This is a genomic window from Mycoplasma zalophidermidis, assembly GCF_024742155.1.
In the GTDB taxonomy this organism is placed as follows: domain Bacteria; phylum Bacillota_I; class Bacilli_A; order Mycoplasmatales; family Metamycoplasmataceae; genus Mycoplasmopsis; species Mycoplasmopsis zalophidermidis.
The window spans coordinates 75,565-96,214 of record NZ_JANSFS010000002.1; the positions used below are offsets into that span (position 1 = coordinate 75,565).

Consider the following 20,650-nt stretch of genomic DNA (forward strand, 5'->3'; position numbering starts at 1 on the left):
TTAAACAAATAAAAAGCTCCATATTAAAATGGAACTTTTTTATTATTCGTTATATAAACCAATTTCATCAGGATGAACTGGATTTTTATTTATTTCCACTTCTTTTACTACACCCTTAACAATATGTATAACTTTATGTGCCATAGCCGACATTGTAGGATTGTGGCTAACCATAACTACTGTGGTACCATTATCTTTATTCATTTTATATAATGAATTCAAAACAATTCTTGTGGTTTGTTCATCCAAGGCTCCGGTTGGTTCGTCAGCAAAAATTATTTCAGCATTCTTTGCTAAAGCTCTCATAATAGAAACTCTTTGTTGTTGCCCACCAGACATTTGAGGAGGAAATTTAGTCATTTCTTCCTCCATTCCATAAGTTTTAAATAATTCGCTTAAATCTAGTTTGCGCGATTCATCATTTTGTAAATAAGCACCTGTCATGACATTGTCGAATGCATTCAAATTCTCCAACAAATTATAGTTTTGGAAAATAAAACTAACATGTTTGCGTCTAAATTTTGTAATTAATCTATCTGATATATATGGTAGATTTTGGTCGCAAATTATCACATCGCCTCTTGTAGGTCTATCTAAACCAGAAATTAGATTTAATAGCGTGGATTTTCCACCACCACTAACACCTAATATTAAAACGATTTCACCTTTTTTAATTTCTATATTTACATGTTTTAAAACTTTAGTAATTACATTTCCGTTAACATAATATTTTGAAACATCTCTTACTTCAATAATGTTCTCGCCTGAATTAATTGCGCTTTCGGCGCCATCTTTTCGTCTTTTTCTTTTGCTGATACGAGAAATGAATCTTGCCATTTTTTTAGGGACGATTATATTTCTTTTATCTCCGACTGACTCTAGAGCTTCAAAAATATTATCTTTCGTAATTTTGGAGTCAAGTATAAACTCATTAGTTTGTGACTGAATATCTAATAATTTTTCTTCTTCGTGAATCCTATTTATACTACGATTTTTTTTATTTTTTTCTTTAGCCATTATTTTCCTTTCAATAAATCGACGGGTTTCATTTTATTAACGGTAATTCATGTAATTAGAGATGTTACAATGAATATCATAAATATTAGTGCCGTTGTAGTTAAAACATGTATTGGGTTCAGTGTTAGTGTTAATGCTATAGATGAGACCGATAACAAGAACAGGTTGAATGTATACATAACAAACATTACTATCGGTATTGATAACAATATAGCAAAAAGAATAAACGGAACATATACTGAAAAATACATCTTAATTTTTTCTTTTTGGTCATAACCCAGTATTGATCAAATAGCGATATTTTTTTGGTTTTCACTAATCATTATCGTTGACATTATTATTAGGATTACTAACGAAATAATGAAACTCAATGAAATAATAGCAACAGTTAGAGTTTGTATTGTGTTTCCGATTTGGCTGGTAAAACCAGCTTCAATATCTTTAGAATCGATAGCGCTAGACAACGCAACATATATTTTATTATTATAAGTTTGAGCAAAATTATTAATAGCTTCTTTGGGTTGTTCACGAATATTATTATAGATACTTTGGTCAAATTTATCTTTTGTGGGATCTAGGAATTTCATGATTTGATCAGGTGTTAGAGTTTTCGATAAAACTCCATTTGATGGATGAAATATTTGATCAAACATTGCTTTCATTGTTTCAGGTGCCATTGTAGATACATCAAAACTATCAATACCTGATCAGTAACCACTAACCGAATAAAGACCAGTTGAATTAGTTACTTGAAGTGGGGTATCATTATTCGTTAACACTCCATTGAATTTAACAAAATTATCTGGTAGTTTTAAATCATCGAAGCCTATTAATTTATTTGCTACATCATATCTAGTTATGAATTCAGAATTAATATACGTTGGGTTAATTGCTACAACTTTAAATGTTGCACTTTGATTTACAATAGTTTTATTTTCTATTTTAGAAAGAATTTTTTCTTTAAATCTTGAAACGCTATTTTGGATATCAAGTTTTATTTGACTGCCTACACGTAAATTATTTTGTCTTGCTACTACCTCATTAATTATTAAAGGATAAACACTTTTATCATTGAATTTATAAAGAATTTCGTAAAGATTATCACCATTATCATTTAGCAATTTTACGTATTTAGAATTATTTTGGTAGCCATAAATTTTTATGTCTCTACCATCGTAATTTGACTTAATATAAGTATAAACTTCATCATGATCTGGATTGAAATACACACCACCGAAACTAATAAAATAATCGTTTACTGTTGGTCCATAAATAGGGCCAGCATCATTTAATCAATAATTATATTTGCTGTAATTTTCTTCAAAATTTTTAGGAGGGCGAATTATCAAATCAGGATTTTGAGATTCAAGTTTAATACGTTGTTCAATAGTTTTATATCCATTTACTAAAAAGTTTCTATAAGAACTTCTCAATATAGGTTCAGTTGTTATAGTTTTCATTTGATATTCTTTGCCATCTCACTCAGCATATGTGAAATTACCTTGCTTATCATATGGCGAGCGATAATATTTGAAGAAGTTTACTTTTTCATCATTTTTATTTACTAATGAAACATTTTGAGTTTTTTTATCAATCACTCATTTTAAGTCGCTTTGGGCTTGAGTTTTTTCAAGAGTAATACCAACCTTATCTCTCAATTTATCAATTTTAGCCTTTTGTGAGTCAGGCATAGAATTGTATGCAACCAATCAAGGATCTGCTGAAACACCTGCATCAACTTTTATTGCTGCTGAAAACTGAGTTAATATATGTGAATCATATTGAGAATCATTTATAGACGGTATACCGTTTTTACCGTTTTTATTGATTACCGAAGAATAACCTGGTCTAAAGTAGTCGTGTATTTCTCTTTGGGATTCAATACTTTCACCTATAGGTGTATAAATATTTTTATATAAATCATTTGCATTATAAAGCTTATATGGTCCGCCCTCTATTGTAGGGGTTTCCATATCAATTTTAAATTTATAGTTTCTGTTTTGATAAGTATTATCAATAGTTTTGGTAAAAACATTATTCGATGCGATTCCAAATAGTGTTGCTGAGCTTGTCAACATTACGCTAACTGAAAAGGCAATTAATTTTCAAAAATTACTGAAAGCTAACACAAATGAGAATCTACCTTTTACATTAGCTTTTTTGGTTGCTTTATAGTATTGTTGAATAACTTTTGTTTTTGGTAAATTAATAACGCCTGTGATTAATTCATTTGGTTTAAAACGCAACGAGATTAATGAAACAATATAAATTAATAAACTCATTCCAATAAATGGAACAAAGACTGTAATTATCATTGTTATTCAGTCAAATTTTACTGTTTCTTTAGGTAAGGTCCAGTAACTTGAAAAAACATTAAGCAATAATAACTGAAGCCTATTACCAACAACATATCCTAGCACTCCTCCAATAATTGAAGTTACCAATGCAAAGACAGTTAGAGATAGACCAATTTGTGTGGCGGTGTAACCTTGAGCAACCAAAATACCCAACACTTTATTTTTGTTTGAAATATATCTTTTGATAATAAAGATAATTGATACACCAACCACGACCATTAATGCCGACATGATTGCTAATGTTGAAATTGAAATTAATTTAATTACTGACTCAACAGTATTTAATCTTAATGCACGTTCAGGGTTAATTGGATCAATTTCATTTGTGTAGAATACTCTTTGCAATTTATTTGAGTCACTAATTGACTTGTTAACAACTTCGGTGATATCGGATTTAAGTTCTTCGTTCGACACCTGCCCATTGTTTTTAACTAATAATGCCTGCTTAATAACATTTCCAGCATAAGCTAATTTAATTCTTGAAAATCCTCATTTATTAACATAAACTAACGCTTGGTTTTTAGTATTAACTTGCAAGTTATTTTCGTCAACGATTGGGTACATATAGTCCACAGTTGTTTCTTGACCTACAATGACGAATTTAATACCATTCACATCTAAAATGTATTTTTTGTCTAAATTGTTTATAAATTTATTTATTTCTAACGGATCTGAAGGTATATCACCATCAAAAATCTCTTTATTATTTTTAGATAGATAAGCAAAGTTCGCTTTAGCAACAAAACTCGATGAAGAGTTGAATACTATTTCTTTAATAGCTTTAGGTTCTACAATATCAGAGATGATTTCTGGAATCATTTGGACAATGTTTAAACCAAATAATGAAGGGATAGATTGCGACTTAACTTTTAAATCATTAATTCTCGGTCCATCCATTACTAGATTTTTATTTTTATCTAAATTGATCGGTACAAGCGATGTGTCATTATCAACAAATGTTGCATCCAATAGATTTGATAAATCATTATACGCATCACTATTGTTTTTTACCAATAACTCTAAATTATTAATTTTATTAAGAACTAAATATTGCAAGTTTCCATTAATTAAGCCCGGCTGAGTTTTTTGTGCTGCTAGATAAGTAATAGAGATTTCAGGGAAAACTGCCCTTAAAACAGGATTAATTAGAGCTTTAGATATACCAAACACTTGAACTGGTACATTTGGACCTAAAGCCGCAGCCAATGCCGTTATCGTATCTTTGTAGTCAAAGAATTCATGTTTTGATAAATAATTTTCAACAAATTTAGAAATCGTGTGGTGATAAATACCATTTTTTTGATCATTATCATTGGAGCTGAATTTTTTGCTTGCACCAATGAATCCCAACTCTCTTATTAATAATTGTTTATTATTCGCAATCCATTTTTTATATTGGGGATTTTGATTAACCAAGTCACGAACATTCTCGTTGATAAATTCGCCACTTGAATTTTGATTGAATAAATCTATAGATTCTGGGTTTTGCAAATATTCGGTTATATATCAATTAAGATTTTCTTCAAAAGGAATATTGTCGCCAGTTGATTTAGCTTGTGATAATTTCAACACTTCAGGATTAATACTGAAATTTAAGAAGTCTTTAACAAATATGTTCGCTTGTTCAAAATTAGCATCGTTATTTTTAAACATTTGTAAATAAGGTGTAAAAACATCAAAAGTTTGTGCTCCTAATGCATATTCGTTGTCAATTTGTGTGGTTGCGCTAGAATCAATAGCAGATTTAACTAATTGTCAGGTTGTATTCCCATCTTGGAATTTTAAAAGGTCAAACAATAAATCAGCTCCTGTCTTGGAATTTGCTGGAGTAAAAATATTTGTGCCACCTTTAGTTTGATTGATAAATAAAATTAGTTTATTTACTTTTTCTAAAGCATCTTTATTTGTATAGTTTTTGTCGAAAACATTAAATTTATTTACAAATTGAATTTCTTTGATGTTGAAATCACTTAAATTAACTTTTTCATCAGGATGTGCTTTGTTTAAAACTTCTTTAAGTGAATAAAGTTGAACTTCAAAAGTATAATTTCTGAATATTACATTTTCTTTTCCTTGCAATAATGAAGTAAAAATACCTAAGAAATCAAAGAAACTAATTTTGTCTTCATCAGCATCTGGCAAGAATATTGTTTTATCTAAAATTTTGATTGTTTTGGTTTTCGCAGATAGATTGAACATTTTTATTAAGTTGTCTTTAAATGTTCTATTTGAGCCCTGCAATGAAAACATAGATTTAAGGAAAGACATTATTCCGTCTTTTGGGGAAATTGCGTCAAGAACAACATTATATTGTTTGGTTTCGTTTTTACCTGTTTCTAAGTTGAAAACATCTTCGGTATATTTAACGAATTTTGTTTTGCTTGATTTTAATAACTCTTGATTCAAAATGTTAAAATCAACACCTTTAATAATATTAATTAAACCTTCCTTAACATTATCGAACGCCTCATTGCCTTGACGAGAGTCCATCTTATTGATTATAGGTTTTAGAGGAACTACCAAATCAGGCGCTAAGTTTGATAATAAAATAAATAACAAGGATTTTGGATTATCAAGATTAAGGGCTTTAGTTAAATCTAAATTGTCAATTAAGTCTGTTAAGCCTTCTTTTAAATATTTTTGATTAATTGATGAAAAGACTCATTTTATTATTGTTCCAGACGATAACTTAGTTGTGTAATAGATATTATCAGAGTCTTTAATAACTTGATTATTTTTTGTTTTGAATCATTCGCGAGATAACTCACTCATTTTTTTCAAATCAATAGAATTTACAATTTTAATAAATGATTCAACAACTTTAATTGGGTCTTTAGAAGAATTAACTAAAGCTTCGGCAGTTATATACTGACTCAAATCGAAATTGGTTAATGTCATAATATTTGCAAATAAATTATTTACTTGGCTAATTAAATATTTTCTTTGTTCAAAAATATTTCCACGACTTTTAATATCTTTAACCACTTGCTGTAATACACCAAATAATATAGATTTTAATAAATCGCCGTTTTCATGATGACTTAATTCATAAATAAAGTCGAACCCTAATTCGGCCATAATTCCTTGATTCATTTTGCCGTTGGCAAAAATCGCTGCAAAATTATGCTGATTTAATACTTTTTTAAGAATTTTAGCTATTTCAATTATTTGTTCACTCGTTAAAAATTGTTTTTTGACCAAGTCGGAATTTAATAGATATTTTTCAATGGTTTGAGCAAGAATATCAATTTTTCCATTTGATAAAACATCATACATTAATTGTGATCTAGGTGCTAAATAATAAATAGGAATATAATAAACGTTTTCAAATTCCTTGTCGTTTTTAACTCATCCATCACCTTCGGTGCGTATGAAATTAGTAGCTATTGTTAGTTTATGTTTATCAAGGAATTTGCTTAATAAACCAACATCCATGCCATCGGTTGGCATATTGTTTGTATATTTAACCTCAAAATATCCAGTATTGTTAGTTCTTTCAACTAATTTATATTTGTTAGCAATTGACAAGATACCGTAATTGGTACTTTGTTTAGAATAATCTTTATTATCGTTTTTATAATCAGCTAACATAACAATTTTTGCATTATCGTAGATTCTATCAACACCGGTATTGATATTGTAATCTTTAACCAACGCAAATTGATAAATAGGTTCAATATAATTTGGATCCGGATATAAATTTTTAAATATTGATTGAATCAACATTGAAGAAACATATGGGTTTAGCTGCGTTGAGTTGTATATGGTTGATGAATTAGTGCCTAAATTACTTAAAGCTGTTTTGTTTGCTGATTCATCAAACAAACCACCAACATTTAATTTAATTCCCGTAATTTCATAATTTTGATCACCTGTGTTAATAAAGTGAAAAACGTTTTGTTTGCCTGTTTCATCATTGATACCATTAACAGTAATAGTTTGTCTCAAACCAATGTTTTCAGCACCTACTTTTTCTTTGATACTGTCAACAATTAATTTTTTAGTTGCTTCATAAGCTTTTGAATTAATGATTGTATATTTTTCGTTTATTTGATTTTCGTTATTCAAAATATCTAATTTATGTTTATCATCAAGTTCGTTAAACTCTCTTTGTGCTTCACCGAATAAATTTCTTTTTTCAATATCGTTAATCGTTTTGGAATTAGCGATCGGTATTGCATATGGTTGATTCAGAGGAGAAATTCTTGAATCATTTGTTCAAAGTTTTACAGTATTTAAATCAGTATAATTAAAACTAGAACTAAGCGGCAACTCAATGTTTCTAATTAAAGTTTTATCTTCGTCCAATACTCATTTATGTGTATTTTCATCTAATTTATAGCCAGTAATTTTACTTTGTTTTTGTTTCTTTCAATATGAGAATGTTTCTAATGAATCTCATTCACTATTTCTTTTGTCTTTTCTCGGATTTCCTAGTGAATCAATATAGGTTTTGAAAGCTCCTTGTCACTTAGATTTTCCATTTTCGTGTTCCGCATACGAGGTGTAATAGTGATTTCTTAAAAACACTGTACTAGTTTCATTTTTGTTTATTCAGCCACCAGAAATTTTTAATTCAATATTTGCAGGTCAGGGTTGCAATTGTAGCTGATTTGTTGTCAATTCATTATCGATGAAAGCATTTAATTGAATTTGTGTTTTTAATGATAACGATTCATCAAGTTTATTGGTTGCAGCATTTATTAAAATTTGCGAGTAGTCAAAATTGGATAATTTCTGCTCAAAAATTATGGAACTAACTTCGCCATCGACTATTGAAGGGGCAAAGTTAAGAGCTTTTGCAATTTGATTTGGTTTAATTCTGAAACCAACATTATCATCAATTCAGTCAATTCCCTTACCATAATCTATGGTCGCCTCTTTTGTAACGCTGTTAACATAAATATTAGAAATTTGTGTTGCATATAATTTATTATCTATATTCTTTAGCGATAATAATTCTCCGAGTTTTATCTCTTTATCAAATTTTATAGTATCTGAAGGTTTAACTATGTGACTAATTGTTAATTGAGAGTATTTATCGCCATCTTTTTTATAAATTCGTATATTTCTAGATGGGTCTTTAATTGTAAATTTTGCATTATTGGGATCATCTAAATTGAATTCAACGGTGTGGGGTATATTTGAGTTTTTTTCAGCTTTATAAATAGAATAAAGTTTAGATAAATCCTCTTTTGCAAAAAAGTAATCGTAAAGAGCATTTGTATTATCTATACCTAAAACAGAAAAAGGCAAATAATCTTTTTCGGAATTTAAATTTAATTCGTTGCTGATATTATTTAAATATTCATCAGCAATTTTTTCATATTGTAAATAAGGACCATGATCCACATAGTATACAATCGGTTGATATTGTTTTAACCCTTTTGCAGCCAGTGTTTCGCCACTTTCACCGTTAACAAAATATCCTTGATTAAATGCACTCCCTTGGGTAGGAAGGTTTAAATCCACAGATACATCATGCAATTTTGAAACATTTTTATAGTTGTCAAAACCACCAACTATAACATTCCGCACGCTTGAAAGCAATGTAAATATAGCAGAAGTTAAAAACACCAAAATACTTAAACCGATAACAACAACTTTGTTCTTGCTTAGCGATTTAAACACTTCTTTAAACAGTCTTCACATAATTCTCCTTTATGTATATGTATATTTTATATCAATATTAAATAAATATATGCGTGAAAAAAAACACTCACTATTTTGCCATAGAGGCTTAATTTGAATATTATTGGACAAAAAAAACATTGCTCGCGCAATGTTTAAATTTTTATTTTTATTTTTCTTCGATAACAAAAATTTCGTCACCAACAGTGATTTCGCTTCCTGGTTCGATTAGAACTTTAGCGATTACACCTGTAACTGGAGCAGGGATTTCTGAAGTCATTTTATCGGTTTCAACTGAAAATAAGTTGTCTCCTTCTTTAACTGAATCTCCTACTTTAACGAAAACTTCGGCTACTTTTCCTTCGTGTAGACCTTCTCCGATGTCTGTAAATTTCATTGAAAACATAATTATAATTCTCCTAATAATTCTGGTGTTTGTAATAATTGCATGATTCTGTTGTTTAGACGACCCATGTCTCCGCCATCTACTCAACGGTGATCAGCTGCGATAGTTAAGTATAGTTCTTTAATCAGTGAAAATGCACCGCTTTTATCTGCCTTAACTCCGTCAACAATTGAACCAACGGCTAATATAGCAGTTTGTCCTAGGTTGGGAATTGGTGAACCAAATAGAACACCCATAGAACCTACGTTAGTAACTGTAAAGTTCCCTCCCGACATGTCTTTCATTGTTAGTTTTTTGTCTTGTGCTAATTGCGCTAGACGAACAATTTCCTTTTGGATTTCAACAATGCTTAATTTTTCAACATTTCTAATTACAGGTACAACTAAACCATATGGTGTGTCGACTGCAATATTAATGTTGATTGTTTCTGGATAAGAAACTTCGCCTTTTTCTCCATCTCATTTTGCTGCAAATGCAGGGAATTCGGTCAATGCGATTGCGGTAGCTTTAATAATTCATGAAAGGAATGTTAATTTAACTCCTTCTTTTTCTTGAACACTTGCTACTACTTGTTTACGAAAATTTCATAATGCGCTAGCATCCGTTTTTTGTGTTAGAGCACAATAGGCAATATTGTCAACAACTTGTTTTAAGTTCTTAGCAATTGCTTTACGGATTGGGGTGATAGCTTCTGTTTTAGCTACCAATTCTTTTGCTTGAATCATATCTGACATAATGATTATTTAGCTTGTGCTTTTCTTTCTAGAATCGCTTTTTCACGAGGTGTTAATTCACCTTCTTTTTTGCTTTCGCATTTAGGGCCTTCGCATGATTTCTTAGTTTTTTTGAAAGATGAGAAATCTAGCAATTCGTCTGAAACTTTGATAATTCCAACTACTGCTGGGGCGCTTTCTTGTTCTTTGTCTTTATCTGACATTTTAAGCCTCCTTAAGGTTGTAAATTTATAAATTCGAATTTATTCATTTAGCAAAATTAATAATTCACTAACCTATGCATCAAGATTTAAATTATTAAATTGCTGTTTTAATTATAATATAAAAAAAATTATAGAAAAAAATAATATGATATTAACAAATTTTACTAATATGACTATATTTGAATTGTTTTCGTAAAATTTAATGCTGCTAATTACACAATAAAAAGAACAATAAAATTAGAATTATTTGCTCTGTTTTCATAAAAAAATATCTTGTTTTGTGAAAACAATATCATTTTAAATCACTTCCATAATATTTTTCATATTTCCGAGACGAACTTTTTTCTTTTTTAATTTACGAATTATGCTTTAAATAAAGCTTTTTCGGAACACCTTAAAATTTAAAAAAAATTTTTATTAAAAAAGTTGCAAAAAAACAGGCTTAAAAATTTATCTTTTTTAACCATAAAGACTAAAATATAGTAGAGATTAATAAATTTCAATGAAGGAGAAACCACAAATGGCAAATTTTAGTGAACACATTCAAACACTTTTAACAAGAAAAGCACAAGAAAAAGTGTTATCTGTATTATTTATTGATGGAGATGATAAAAGATCAAGAGAAGCAGCACTTTTCTTACAAAATAACGGATTAGCAAAACCCATTATGCTTTTAGAAGACGAAACACAAATCGTAAATGATGGTTTAAAAAATATAGTTTTATCAAACGAAAAAGAATCAATAGAAAAATACGCTCAAAAAATGGCAGAAATTAGAAAAGGCAAGGAAGATCTAGATACTTGTCGTAAACTAGTTGCATATCGTCCATACTATGGAGCAATGATGATTAGAAATAAAGACATCGATAGCGCTGTAGGAGGTTTAATTTACTCAACACAAGATATCTTAAGAGCAGCATTTAAATGTGTGGGACCAAAACCAGGCATCAAAACAATGTCATCAGTAATCGTAATGCATAAAGGAGAAGAAAAAATTATATTCACAGACCCTTCCACAGTGCAAAAACCTGATGTTAATCAATTGGTAGATTTAGCCGCAAATGCTATTGATTTTGCAAAATCAATGGATATGAATCCACTAGCAGGATTCTTAACATACTCAACAAACGGCTCTGGTAAAGGTGAAAATCCAGACTTGGTAAGAGAAGCGGTTGCAATGGCTGTTAAAAAAGGCTTAAATGTAATTCCCGGGGAAATGCAATTTGACTCAGCATATGACTTAAATGTTAGAGGTAAGAAATTTCCTACTGCCCTTCAAGAGCCTGCTGGAGTATTCGTATTCCCGAACCTAGAAAGTTGCAATATTGGATGCAAAATTGCTCAACGTATGGGTGGATACGGTGCTGTTGGTGCAATCATGGTTGGAGTTAATGGGGCAATAAATGACTTTAGCCGTGGAGCCACTGTTCAAGATGTTATCGATGTAACATCAATAACAATTTTGAAAGGATATGAATTTTTATAATATGAAAAAAATATTAACAGTTAACGCGGGTAGCTCAAGTCTAAAATGAGCACTATACTCATATACAAAAATGGAATTACTTGCAAAAGGTATTTGCGAAAGAATTAATTTAGATGGAAACATCATCATTAAAATGGGCGGAAAAACCTGAGAACATAATGCGGATATGCCTAATCACACAGTCGCAGTAAAAGAATTATTAAAATTGTGAGAAATTCATAGCGTTGTACGCGATTTTGATGAAATTGAAGCTGTGGGATTTAGAACTCCTTACGCCGGACATGATTATTTATCACCAGTTATTTACGATGATAAAGTTAAAGAAGGAATAGAAGAAGCAGCAAAATTTATTCCGCTGCATGCTCCTGCTACACTAGCGGCTGTTGAAGCATTCAATATTGCATTACCAAATGTTAAAAAAGTAATTTGTCAAGATACTGCTTTCCACGCATCTATACCTGTAGTAAATAGAACATTCGCAATAAACGCACAATGAGCAAAAAAATTCCACATTTACAAATTTGGATATCACGGTTTAAGTCATGACTACATAACAAACAAAATGCAAAAAGTCCTAAATAAAAAGAAAGTTAATATCGTAATCGCTCACCTTGGTTCAGGGAGCTCAGTATGTGCAGTTAGAGATTCTCTATCTTATGATATTTCAGTTGGTTTCAGTTCATATGATGGTTTAATGATGGGTACTCGTGCCGGAGGAATCGACCCTGGTATTACCGACTACTTAGTAAGAGTTGAAGGTCAAGACGTTCAAGAAGTTCAGGATATGATGGTTAAAAAATCTGGTTTATTAGGAATCTCGGGTATTTCAAATGATATTCGCGATTTACACAAAGTTTACGACAAAGAACCTTCTGCTAAATTGGCAATTGACATGTTTGTTACGAGAGTTGTAGACTATATAGCTAACTACTTAAACAAAGTTGGTAAAAGAATTGATGCCTTGGTCTTTACTGCTGGTATTGGTGAAAATGACGCAATAATTAGAGATATGGTCGTTAAAGGAATTAATGCTTACAACGTTAAACTTTCTGCACCTAAAAACATTCAAAAATACGAAGATTTCCTTGAAATTTCAACCCCTGGTTCAGAATTTCCTATTTATAAAGTTAGAACAGATGAAGAAGTAGTTATAGCAAGATACGTAAAAAACTTAATGAAAAAAAATAAATAATAAAAATGTGTTTAATGCACGTTTTTTTATTACTAAAATGTGTTTTTTATAATTTGGGAGTTTGTTTTCTTTATATATAATACAATTATGACCGAAACAAACAAAACCAATAAAACATGATTTAACATTATAAAAGTAATTGCTACTTCCTCAAAAGATTTATCGAACATAGATAACAAATTTCACTGAATTACCAAATTACTGAGAAACGTTTATATGTCCATAATTTTTGTTGTCTATCTAGCTTCAATATTAACACTGACAATTAGATACAGCTCAATTAACGAAAACAATTGAATTAAAGCTTTATTAGGAATAAATCATATATTAGTTATTGTCATAGCTTTCATAGATTTTATTATGTGGGGAATAATCTCATTTGAAGACAAAAGACCATGATTGAATTTATTAAAATATCCTTTTACCTTTATGGGAATTTTACTTATATTAATTTTAATACCATCTGTTAATGAACTGATTATTACCTTTTCCGGAAAAGGTACAAAATTGTATTTTTTACGTTATTTTGTCTTTGTAAGAATTATAAGAGTCTTCATGTTACTCTCATTATTTAGTCCTTTTGCAGCACTTTTTAGAGTTTTTAAAAAAGAAAAATATGTATTAATTTATACATTCATATTTATGTTATTTGTAATTATTATATTTTCATTGATTTTTTATAGTGAAGAATATAACACAACTACTAAAATTTTTATGCAAAAAGAAGGGCAAACAGTCCCTGACGGTAATCAATTTATAAAAGCAATATATTTTACAACAGTTACAATGACCACTATTGGATATGGCGACTTAACACCAGCAACAGAAATTGGGCGCGTTATGGTAATTGTTCTTTCAATTATTGGTATCGCAATTTTTGCGATACCAAGTGGTGTGATTGCTGGTGGTTTCATATCAGAATTAAAATCACAAATTTCCGAAAGAAAGAAAGAAAACAGCAATGAATAACAAAAAACCAACAACTGCGTTGGTTTTTTCATATGGTGCCGATTACGAGAATCGAACTCGTGGCTACTGATTACGAGTCAGCTGCTTTACCACTAAGCGAAATCGGCATAAAACAATTCTATATTGTTTTTAAAAGAATTGTTTGTTTTTTACCTTTTTTAAAAATAGCATATTTTGAATCATAAAATTTTGGACTAAATAAACTGTTTTCTTCAACTTTTTCACCATCCAATTTCAGTGCAGTTGCTTGAATAAATTCCCTTGCTTCTCTCTTAGATGAAATGAATCCCTTGTTAATTAAACAGTCAATAACATTCTCTCCAACAGATATTTCGCAAATTGGCAAAGAGGGTTCCATATTTTTTAAATCCTCGGGAGATAATTGGAATAAATCAAAGTTTTTATCAAACAAAAATTTTGTAATATTAACAGCATTTACAGCTTCCTTGCGACCAAATATATCTTCAACTACTGAAAATGCTAATTTTTCCTGCGCAACACGTTTAGCAGTGTTTTGGTTATGTTCGTTCATTATTTTTTTAATTTCGTCAAGAGAAATGAATGTTAATCAGTTTAATAATTTTTCAACTATTGCGTCACTTTGGTTGTATAGGTATTGATACATGTTGAAAGGTGAAGACATTTCTTTATCTAATCAAAGTGATCCTCCACCTGTACTCTTACCAATTTTTTTACCATTTTCATCAGTTAATAAATCAATTGTAATTGCAACAGCTTCGCTTTTTTCACCTAAATCTTTAGTTATCATATCTAAACCGGTAGTTATGTTGCCTCATTGATCGCTACCCCCTATTTGAACTCGAACATTTTTCGATTTATATAAATGTAAAAAGTCATAACCTTGCAACATTTGATAAGCAAATTCAGTAAACGATAAACCTCTTTCAATACGTGATGACACAGAATCTTTGGCCAACATATATGCCACATTGATTAACTTTCCAGCATCCCTTAGAAATGTAAGAATATTCATATCCTTGTATATTGAATAGTTATCAAAAACTTCTAAACCAACTGACTCTAGTTGCGATTTAATTTTTGTTTTATTAATAACAACTTGTTCATTGTCTAGTAAAACTCTTTCAGAATCTTTGAACGAAGGATCGCCAATCATTCCGGTTGCCCCTCCGATTAAAGCGATAACATTAAAACCGGCATTCTTAAATCTTTTTAATGTTGACATAATTATGTAATTGCCAAGGTGTAAACTTTTTGCTGAAGGGTCAAAACCTCCATACACACTAACTTTTTTCGGGTCTAAATTATTAAATTTATCTTCATTGCTAATTTGTTTTAATATCCCCCGTGCTTTTAATTCTTCTATAATAGTCATATTTTCTCCATTAATTATTTAAAGATTAATTCAGGATATATATCCTGTATTTTTTTACCCAGATACTCATTTTTGTGTGATTTAGCAAAACTTAAAACGTCATTCTCAAATGAATCTTTATATTTATCTAGGCCAAGTGAAGAAGCACTACATAACATTCCTTCGCTGGTAAATCCCATTACTTCCCCAATTTTAATTTCTTGTCCTTGTGGCGTTATTGAACCGGTCATATATCACGCCAAATATTTGCCTTCGGTAGTATAAAGAGTATTGGTAATAATAGTTTTCTTAAAACCTCCAAAATTGACAGTAAGAACAAATAATTTTTCACTTTTTGGGTGTTGTTCACGTTTGATTATTTGCCCTACTAAAACATTGGAATTATCGTTAAAATTAAGTTTTTCGTCAGTAAGTTGACTAATTTCATTGATTAATGAGCTACAATAACTTTCACTAGCAAATCCAAAAATTATGTTTAAATTACTTCTTGAATTTTCTTTGCAAAATACAGATCTAACTTTCAAAGACTGGTTATTCTCTACTAAAACCGAATAAAACAATCCTTCTTTTTCAAATGTCTTTGTAACTGAAGCAAGAACCGTAGAGTCAAAAACTACCTCGGTTGTATTTTTAAATTCTTTGTTGTAATTAAATATTATTGCCATAGTAATTTTTATTATACTTTTAAATTTTTAATTTAATAATAAATATTAATTTCACAAATAGAACAAACATTTTAGTATTAATATTTTTTTTATTGCTTTTGCATTATAATAAACTTATGAAATATGCAATTGTAGTAGATTCTTCTTCTGCTTTAACTAAAAACCAAACCGATAAATTAGGATGATATTATTTACCATTACACATATCAATTAACGGTAAAGAATACAGAGATGGTATTGACATCAATGGTTCAAACTTATTCGAGTTTTATAGTACAAAAGAAGAAGCAAAAACGTCAGCAATAAATTTAGGGGTCGCTGAGGAATTATTGACTAAATTGTCAAAAGAGTTTGACAAAGTTTTAGTGTACCCAATTTCAAAAAACTTATCAGGAACCTGCAATTCTTTAACGGCTTTGAGTCGCGATTTTGAAAATGTTAGAGTTGTACAATCAATTCAGGTTTTGCAAATGATAACAATGGATTTGGCTTGATTTGAATATCAAATGTGTAAGGATTCATCAAAATTCGATGAGTATGTAGATATGATGGAAAACGGTTGATACACAAAATCAATCACATTAATACCAAAATACAACCAATATCTTGTTAAAGGTGGTCGTTTACACCCCACTGCCGCTTCGGTTGCGAGATTATTCAAAATTGTACCAATGATTTGTTGAGAAGAAGGTTTTCTAAAAAAAGAAGCTGTAGGAAGAAGTTTTTTCAAAACTTGCTTAAAAGCAGTGGAAAGAAAACAAGTGTTATTGCCTATTGAAACAGATAAAGAATTATTCACTATGGCCTTACATTCTATGGCTAAAGAACCAGAATTAACTGACTTTGTCGACAATATCACAAAAACCCTAGGTGTTAAACCTGTGGTTGATTTGATTGGTCCGGTTGTATCAATCCATACAGGTCCCGAAGCATTAGCTGTTCTAGCTTTTGTTTTAGAACCAGAAATTATTAAAATAATTAAAGAAAAATTTGAAATTATTAAAAAGGTGGCATAGCTGTCATTTTTTTAATTCAAAAAAAGTATAAAAAAATGGCAGGAGTGACAGGACTCGAACCCATAACACACGGGGTTGAAGCCCGTTGTTCTACCATTGAACTACACTCCTAGCTCAAATTGCTAAATTATTATACCAAACATTTTTAGAGTTTAACTCATTTTTTGTTTTCAGTTATAATTTTTGCATGCTTAAGACATCTAAATCAAATTTAGAACCAACTAAATCAAATGCCAAAATACACACAAGATCAGGTCTAATTTACCATATTGTTTGTTTAGCAGTTTACCTAGCATTTTTTCTTATTGCTGGCGTATCTGTATTTTTAGGTTATATTCCTTTCGGGCCAACTCAATTAACCTATTTACCTTTGATTGTTGTGATTGCTACAGTCCACTTAGGTTTCAATGGTTCATTAATCTCTGGATTAGGTTTTGGTTTCTCTTCTTTTATTGCAGCATTTATTTTAGGTGTAATTAAATACCAAAATTTTGATTTATCAGTTGTTCCTAGAGTGATGATGAGTTTAATTGTGTATTTAATTTACATACTTATAAATATGAAAAATAAACCAAAAATGTGAAAATTCTTAGTACTAATTTTAGCTGCGACATTTTTAAATACTGCTTTTGTTCTTGGGTCACAATATTTTCATAATAAATTCATTGGCGAAATTAAAGGGATTTTGCCACCGCTAGAATGAATGGTTGCTCACACGGTGAATTTAATTAGTGAACCGCTATTTAATTTATTAATTGGATTGGCAGCATATTTGCCTTTGCTTGAGATAAGAAAAAAATACTTGGAAAGATTGAATTTATCGTGATAATTCAATCTTTTTATTACATTTTTACTGAAAAATGTTGATTTTATTTAAATTGAACAAATGCAAATAATTCTTTATAATAATAAAAAAGGAGAATAATGCAACAAAAAAAGATTATTATTGATTTACACATGCATTCTCCTGACTCGAATATTTCAGGCAGTAATGTATCAATTTTTGATGAACAAATAATGATTGAAAAATTAATTAGTAATTACGTATCGGCCGCTTGCTTTTCAGATCACGACAAATTATTTTTAGAAAGTTATAAAAGAAGACTTGGATTAATAAAAGAAATGAAGGCAAATATATTGTTATTGCCTGGGTGTGAAATTAACCTAATTTCATACAAGGGCAATAAAATTGCTCAAGCTGTAATTGTTTTTGACCCTAATGAAAATTTAGAAAAAATCGAAAAAATTATAAACTCTAACTTTTCACACATGAACAGAAAAAACCACAGTTACAAAAGTTTGTGTAATCTTCTTAAAGGATTTAAATTTATGATATTTCCGCACATCGGAAAGGGAAAAGATTTTTTAGTATTAGAAGATTTGATAAATTGTCAAGTTGATGGTTTAGATTCAACAACTTTTAACTCCTCGAATCTAAAAAAAGTTTCAAAATTTCTCACTGATGTTCCAGTTGTAATGTTTAGCGATGTTCATGATTGAAAAAAATATCCATATGATAATACCAAATATCAAACATATGTAACTGTTAATGGCAATGTTTCTTTTGACACTATCAAAGAAGCTTTAAATAAAAAATTAGTAGAAATAAAGGAGTATTAATGATTAAGAAAATAGTTTTTAAAAATACAGTAACCGGAGAAACAAAAGAAGTAAATTTTGGAAAAATAAATGTTATCTTAGGAGAAAAAGGCTCAGGAAAGAGCACGTTTTTACGTCTTATTGCTGAATCAATAGCAAAAACAAACATATTTAAAAGAGGAAACAAAAAAGAAGATTTTGTCGAAAATAAATATTGTCTGGCGATTGAAAAGGTTATTGATGAAACCGGTGAATACTATTCAAACAATTTTCTAAATCTCAATAAGCCTCAAAATAAATATACCGATGGTTTAAATGAATTACAAGAAAAATTTAGCTGTTATATAACACAAAATGATTCGCGAAAATCTTCTATTGATTATTCTTCAAAATTTAAAAAACTTGTGAAAGAGAATCTACCTATATATGTATCAGAAATACTTAAAGATCCGATAAATACAGAATTTCTTCAACCTTATGATGATTTGGCTAAAACTTTTTGTGAATACAATGATTTAAGCAAAAAAACCATAAATTATCACATACCATTTATATTAGAAAAAACCAAAAACACCAATTCTTCACTATCAACCTTGCAGACAAATACGTTTGATTGAAATGCAGAAAAAATGCATTTAGAGAGTCTTAGCAATAATTTAACGACTAATGAAAATGAAATAAAAAGACAAATTAATTTAATTGGTTCATTAAATTTAGACATAATAAAAAATATTGATAGTTTGGATCATTATAAAGATTATTACAAAAAAGAGCATGACGAATTCAATTCAAAATTAGTTATTTTAACCAAATCACTGAATGATTTTCAAGTAGCAACCAAAAAATTAAATGTTAAAAATAAAATATTAAAAAATACTCTAGAAAGTTTTGTGTCAAGTTATGAATATGCTTTGAAGGCAGCGAAAGAAAGATTAAATAAAAACGAAAATAATTTGAGTCAATATAATGAACTGTGCGACTATTTTGCTAAATCTGCAGAAAAGTTGTTTAATTGCAATAAAGCTTATAAAAACGTTATTGATAATGAAAATAAAAATACGTATTCAGTTAATTGAAATTTTAAATGGAAAATTCCAAATGAGGATGCAATTTTTTTGAAAGTTGAACCGTTCGATTTAGATGAAGGTAACATCCAAGATATTATTAAAGAAACTATTGGGTTAAATGCTAATAGAAGAAAAAATATTATTGATTTAATAACATCTTCAAATGAATATACATTAATGTCGCAACGCAAGAAAGAAGAAGTCGTAAATACGTTGTTAAAAGAACATATTAAACTGAGTGTCGGTGATAAAAACTATGAACAGATGTCAAATGGCGAAAAATCGCTTTTTGGTATTATGCACACCATTGAAAATATTGATTCAGGAGACAATGGCGAATATTTATTACTTGACCAAATTGAAGACGACCTTGATAATTACACAGTGGTCACAAAAGTAATACAATTGCTAAAAGAATTTAAAAACACAAATAAGCAATTATTTATAGTTACACATAACGCTAATATTGGTACATTGTTGGAAAGTGACTCGATTACAATAGATTTGGAAAAAGAGTTAGACCAAAAAATAGTTGAAAACAAGATAATCAATAAAAAAGAAACAGCTGAATCATATTATTTAGAAGGTGGATTTGAGGCTCTAAATAAACGAAGCAAAATATTAAATTACAAACTTAAAAAGGGAGAAAAGAATGATTAATATTGATTTTAAAACAGACGAAGTCAAGGGGTCTATATTAATAATAAAAGACACAAAGAGTAAGAATAAATGAGAAATTTATTTAAATAATCCTAAAGACACATGAAACAAAGAAGCAATTGATAAATTTCTTGTTGAATTTGTAGCAAACCATTCATCAGATAATAAAAATGTTGAATTGGTAATTACTGACGAAACGCTTGAAGCATCGAAAGACAATACATCTGTTTCATTAATTGTTGAATTATTTAAAAAATTTGTCGAAAGATTTAAAACTCTATAAAAAATAATAAA

The 20,650-nt window shown here is 29.4% G+C and carries 14 protein-coding genes, 2 tRNA genes and 1 pseudogene; 8 read left to right on the forward strand and 9 right to left on the reverse strand.

From position 1 onward, the window contains the following. Positions 1–42: 42 nt before the first annotated feature. The 5 genes and pseudogenes from NW238_RS01565 to NW238_RS01585 all read right to left on the reverse strand — a co-directional run bounded on the left by NW238_RS01565 (position 43) and on the right by NW238_RS01585 (position 10,348). Complete coding sequence (locus tag NW238_RS01565; protein ID WP_258451680.1) at positions 43–1,017, reverse strand: ABC transporter ATP-binding protein; 975 nt, start codon at positions 1,015–1,017, stop codon at positions 43–45. After that, positions 1,017–9,026 carry an ABC transporter permease gene (locus NW238_RS01570; RefSeq protein WP_258451681.1) on the reverse strand — a complete coding sequence of 2,670 codons (8,010 nt, stop codon included), beginning with the start codon at positions 9,024–9,026 and terminating at the stop codon, positions 1,017–1,019. The genes NW238_RS01565 and NW238_RS01570 overlap by 1 nt, the downstream gene beginning before the upstream one ends. A gap of 154 nt (positions 9,027–9,180) precedes the next feature. Continuing rightward, positions 9,181–9,411 (reverse strand): annotated as a pseudogene (locus tag NW238_RS01575) (biotin/lipoyl-containing protein); the annotation flags it as partial. Positions 9,412–9,413: 2 nt separating this feature from the next. Then, positions 9,414–10,145, reverse strand: a complete 732-nt coding sequence (locus NW238_RS01580; protein WP_216505309.1) for a 2-oxo acid dehydrogenase subunit E2 — start codon at positions 10,143–10,145, stop codon at positions 9,414–9,416. 5 nt (positions 10,146–10,150) lie between these two features. Then, the gene (locus NW238_RS01585; RefSeq protein ID WP_171111435.1) at positions 10,151–10,348 is read right to left on the reverse strand and encodes a hypothetical protein; all 198 of its coding nucleotides are present in this window, start codon (positions 10,346–10,348) and stop codon (positions 10,151–10,153) included. A gap of 520 nt (positions 10,349–10,868) precedes the next feature. On the opposite strand from NW238_RS01585, the gene NW238_RS01590 reads away from it, so the two are divergent. The 3 genes from NW238_RS01590 (at position 10,869) to NW238_RS01600 (ending at position 13,995) form a co-directional block, all read left to right on the forward strand. Continuing rightward, positions 10,869–11,834, forward strand: coding sequence for a phosphate acyltransferase (locus tag NW238_RS01590; protein ID WP_258451682.1), 966 nt, complete (start codon positions 10,869–10,871; stop codon positions 11,832–11,834). Between the two features lies 1 nt (position 11,835). Beyond that, positions 11,836–13,026 (forward strand): acetate/propionate family kinase, encoded by a 1,191-nt coding sequence (locus tag NW238_RS01595; RefSeq protein ID WP_258451684.1) that lies wholly within the window; start codon positions 11,836–11,838, stop codon positions 13,024–13,026. An 87-nt stretch (positions 13,027–13,113) separates the two neighbouring features. Then, positions 13,114–13,995, forward strand: coding sequence for an ion transporter (locus NW238_RS01600; protein WP_258451686.1), 882 nt, complete (start codon positions 13,114–13,116; stop codon positions 13,993–13,995). 33 nt (positions 13,996–14,028) lie between these two features. On the opposite strand, the gene NW238_RS01605 is transcribed toward NW238_RS01600, so the two are convergent. The 3 genes from NW238_RS01605 to tapR form a co-directional block, all read right to left on the reverse strand. Continuing rightward, a tRNA-Thr gene (locus NW238_RS01605) sits at positions 14,029–14,102 on the reverse strand. A gap of 11 nt (positions 14,103–14,113) precedes the next feature. Then, on the reverse strand, positions 14,114–15,349 hold the full coding sequence (gene tyrS, locus NW238_RS01610) for a tyrosine--tRNA ligase (protein WP_216567779.1): 1,236 nt from the start codon (positions 15,347–15,349) through the stop codon (positions 14,114–14,116). A gap of 14 nt (positions 15,350–15,363) precedes the next feature. Next, positions 15,364–16,014: a TyrS-associated PheT N-terminal domain-related protein TapR gene (gene tapR / locus NW238_RS01615; protein WP_258451687.1), complete on the reverse strand. Its 651-nt coding sequence runs from the start codon at positions 16,012–16,014 to the stop codon at positions 15,364–15,366. Positions 16,015–16,130: 116 nt separating this feature from the next. Between tapR and NW238_RS01620 the strand changes: the two genes are divergently transcribed. Further along, on the forward strand, positions 16,131–17,030 hold the full coding sequence (locus NW238_RS01620; protein ID WP_216505303.1) for a DegV family protein: 900 nt from the start codon (positions 16,131–16,133) through the stop codon (positions 17,028–17,030). Between the two features lie 36 nt (positions 17,031–17,066). Here the strand turns inward: NW238_RS01620 and NW238_RS01625 are convergent. Next, positions 17,067–17,141, reverse strand: a tRNA-Trp gene (locus tag NW238_RS01625). 76 nt (positions 17,142–17,217) lie between these two features. Between NW238_RS01625 and NW238_RS01630 the strand changes: the two genes are divergently transcribed. The 4 genes from NW238_RS01630 (at position 17,218) to NW238_RS01645 (ending at position 20,639) form a co-directional block, all read left to right on the forward strand. Continuing rightward, positions 17,218–17,859, forward strand: coding sequence for a hypothetical protein (locus NW238_RS01630; RefSeq protein ID WP_216505302.1), 642 nt, complete (start codon positions 17,218–17,220; stop codon positions 17,857–17,859). A gap of 95 nt (positions 17,860–17,954) precedes the next feature. Beyond that, positions 17,955–18,650, forward strand: coding sequence for a PHP domain-containing protein (locus NW238_RS01635; RefSeq protein WP_216505301.1), 696 nt, complete (start codon positions 17,955–17,957; stop codon positions 18,648–18,650). Then, entirely contained in the window at positions 18,650–20,356 is a 1,707-nt protein-coding gene (locus NW238_RS01640) for an ATP-binding protein (RefSeq protein ID WP_216505300.1), read from the forward strand. The genes NW238_RS01635 and NW238_RS01640 overlap by 1 nt, the downstream gene beginning before the upstream one ends. Continuing rightward, a complete protein-coding gene (locus NW238_RS01645) occupies positions 20,349–20,639 on the forward strand; it encodes a hypothetical protein (protein WP_258451688.1) in 291 nt (96 codons plus the stop codon). Before NW238_RS01640 ends, NW238_RS01645 begins: the two co-directional genes overlap by 8 nt. The last annotated feature ends 11 nt before the right edge of the window (positions 20,640–20,650 follow it).